Raw genomic sequence first — 2,860 nt, 5'->3', positions numbered from 1 at the left:
CCCAGGTGTTCTCCGGCGCCTTCTTCGTCACCCGCCTCGTCCTGCTCGGCCTGGCCACCGTCGTGCTGGCGCTGTTCACCTACCGCACGGCCTCCGCCGCCGCGCAGGAGCGACCGCAGCTGCTCACCGCCCTCATCACCGCCGCGTTCGTGCTCGCCCTCGCGGCCGAGCTCATGGGCCGCTCGCTGCACTACGACTCGATGATCCGTATCGGCATCTGATGGAGCTCACCGACCGGGCCGCCCGGGTCGGGACGGCGGGGTTCGTCCTGGCCCGTCTGCTCCTCGAGCCCCCGAGCCAGGCGCTCGCGGCGAACTTCGGGGACCCGGCGATGCGGGACACCTGGCCGCTGCGCGACGCGACGACGGCCGCCGCACTCGACCCGCTCGGGCCCGACCCCTACGAGGACCTCGTCCGCGACCACGCCCGACTCTTCCGTAACCGGCCGTCACAGGTCCCGCCGCTGGTGTCCGCGTGGCGCCGGGACGGCACGGACCCGGCACGGCTCCGCGCCGAGCTCGTGGCGTGGTACGCGCAGGCCGGACTGCACCCCGTGCCCACCGACGACCACATCGGCCACCAGCTCGCCCTGCTCGCCCACCTGGCCACCCGGCTGGGGCCGGCGCCGTCGGGGAGGATGACGCCGCAGGTCGCCGCCGCCGACGCGCTGACGTTCCGCACCACCCACCTGGACCCGGTGGTCGCTCCCGTCCTCGACGGCATCGCGCGGCACGCCCGCACCCGGCTCTACCGCGCGGTGCCCGGCCTCGTCCGGGGCTTCCTCGCCGAGCACCGGGCGCTGTGCACCACCGTCCTCGACCATGGCTAGGGAGACCCACGTGCTCGACCCCACCCGACTCGACGCGCTCGCCACCGCTTTCTCCGTCCTGGGGCGGTTCCACCGGGAGCCGCCCGACGCCGCCACGCTGGCGAGCTTCTGGGAGCTCCTCGACGAGTGGCCGCTGCCCGACACCCCGGCCGCGCAGGAGGGTCTGGCGGCCCTCCGCGCCGCACGGGACACGGGCGAGGACGCCGAGACCGTCCGGGCCGACCACGCCGCCCTGTACGGGACGCTCGCCGTGGCCCGGGTCGCTCCCTACGAGTCGGTGCACCGGGGTGAGGAGGGGCTCGTCTTCGCCGAGCACACCCTGCAGGTGCGCGATGCCTACCGCACGCTCTCCCTGGAGGCGCCGCGCCTCAACCGGGAACCCGACGACCACATCGGCCTGGAGCTGGAGTTCGTCGCCCGGTCCTGTCTGCGGGCGCTGGGCGCCCTCGACCAGGGCTCACCGAGGGACGCCGAGCGCTACGTGCGCCTCGGTGCCGACTTCCTCCGCGACCACCTGCTCCGGTGGGCTCCGGCGATGCTCGACCGGGTGACGCAGGAGGCACGCACCCGCTTCATGCCGGGCCTGGCCCGGCTGACGACCGGGGCGATCGAGGAGTACGCACGGTTCACCGGGGTCCCGACCGAGGCGTGACCTCGGCGGCCGTCCCGGCGGGCCGAGCGAGAGCGACCAGGACCCGCCGGCGACGTCGCGGGCCGACCGCCGTCGCGCGGCCGGGGGCCGACCTGCCCCGGCCCCGAGACGGAGAACGGGACGGCCCCGGTGCCCGGAGCCGTCCCGTCGGTCATGCGGGTGGGTTCAGGCGCCCACGCGCTCCATGATGAGCTCGCGCACCCGGGCGGCGTCGGCCTGCCCGCGGGTGGCCTTCATGACCGCACCGACGATGGCGCCGGCTGCCTGGACCTTGCCGCCGCGGATCTTGTCGGCGACGTCCGGGTTGGCGGCCAGGGCCTCGTCGACGGCGGCGAGCAGCGCGCCGTCGTCGGAGACGACCTCCATGCCGCGGGCGACGACGACCTCCTCCGGGCTGCCCTCTCCCGCGAGCACGCCTTCGAGCACCTGCCGGGCGAGCTTGTCGTTGATCCGCCCGGCGTCCACGAGCGACTGCAGCTCGGCGACCTGGGCCGGGGTGATGGCCAGCTCCTCGAGCTCGACCCCCTCGGCCCGGGCGGTGCGGGCGAGCTGGCCCATCCACCACTTGCGGGCGGCGGCGGGGTCGGCACCGGCGGCGACGGTGGCCTCGATGAGGTCGACCGCCCCGGCGTTGACGACGTCGCGCATCTCCGCGTCGCTGTAGCCCCACTCCTCCTGGAGCCGGCGCCGGCGGACGCTGGGCAGCTCGGGCAGGGTCTGGCGGATCTGCTCGACCCACTCCCGGCTCGGTGCCAGCGGCACGAGGTCGGGCTCGGGGAAGTAGCGGTAGTCCTCGGCGTCGGACTTCACCCGACCGGGGGACGTGGTGCCGCTGTCCTCGTGCCAGTGGCGGGTCTCCTGGACCACGGCCTCACCCGCGTCGAGGATCGCCGCCTGCCGGGAGATCTCGTAGCGCACCGCGCGTTCGATGGAGCGGAAGCTGTTGACGTTCTTCGTCTCGGTGCGGGTGCCGAGCGGGGCGTCCGGGCCGGGGCGCAGGGAGACGTTGATGTCGGCGCGCACGTTGCCGCGTTCCATCCGGGCCTCGGATACCCCGAGGGCCCGGAACAGGTCGCGCAGGGTGTGGACGTAGGCGCGCGCCACCTCCGGCGCGCGGGCCCCGACCCCGGCGATCGGCTTGGTGACGATCTCCACCAGCGGCACCCCGGCGCGGTTGTAGTCGACCAGCGAGTACTCCGCGCCGTGGATGCGCCCGGCGGTGCCGCCGACGTGGGTGTTCTTCCCGGCGTCCTCCTCCATGTGCGCCCGCTCGATCGCGACCGGCACGACCGTGCCGTCCTCGAGCTCGACGTCGATGACGCCGTCGAAGGCGATCGGCTCGTCGTACTGGGAGGTCTGGAAGTTCTTCGGGATGTCCG

The 2,860-nt window shown here is 74.6% G+C and carries 4 protein-coding genes; 3 read left to right on the top strand and 1 reads right to left on the bottom strand.

Annotated features, from left to right (window positions below; translation table 11 throughout):
- The 3 genes from Q0195_RS11200 to Q0195_RS11190 form a co-directional block, all read left to right on the top strand.
- Positions 1–221: hypothetical protein (locus Q0195_RS11200; protein WP_299278430.1), on the top strand; the 221-nt coding region annotated here is incomplete at its 5' end.
- Positions 221–829, top strand: coding sequence for a molecular chaperone TorD family protein (locus Q0195_RS11195; protein WP_299278427.1), 609 nt, complete (start codon positions 221–223; stop codon positions 827–829). The genes Q0195_RS11200 and Q0195_RS11195, both read left to right, overlap by 1 nt.
- Complete coding sequence (locus tag Q0195_RS11190; RefSeq protein WP_299278424.1) at positions 822–1,481, top strand: molecular chaperone TorD family protein; 660 nt, start codon at positions 822–824, stop codon at positions 1,479–1,481. Before Q0195_RS11195 ends, Q0195_RS11190 begins: the two co-directional genes overlap by 8 nt.
- A gap of 165 nt (positions 1,482–1,646) precedes the next feature.
- On the opposite strand, the gene gatB is transcribed toward Q0195_RS11190, so the two are convergent.
- Positions 1,647–2,860: Asp-tRNA(Asn)/Glu-tRNA(Gln) amidotransferase subunit GatB (gatB, locus tag Q0195_RS11185; RefSeq protein ID WP_299278422.1), on the bottom strand; the 1,214-nt coding region annotated here is incomplete at its 5' end.

This window comes from uncultured Georgenia sp., assembly GCF_937958535.1.
Classification (GTDB): Bacteria; Actinomycetota; Actinomycetes; order Actinomycetales; family Actinomycetaceae; genus Oceanitalea.
The sequence above is the reverse complement of the archived record's forward strand: the minus strand, read 5'-3'. Positions and strand labels throughout refer to the sequence as shown.

Coding starts and splice junctions, on each gene's coding strand:
- Q0195_RS11190 (WP_299278424.1), top strand. CDS start 822: ATGGCTAGGGAGACCCACGTGCTCGACCCCACCCGACTCGACGCGCTC.
- Q0195_RS11195 (WP_299278427.1), top strand. CDS start 221: ATGGAGCTCACCGACCGGGCCGCCCGGGTCGGGACGGCGGGGTTCGTC.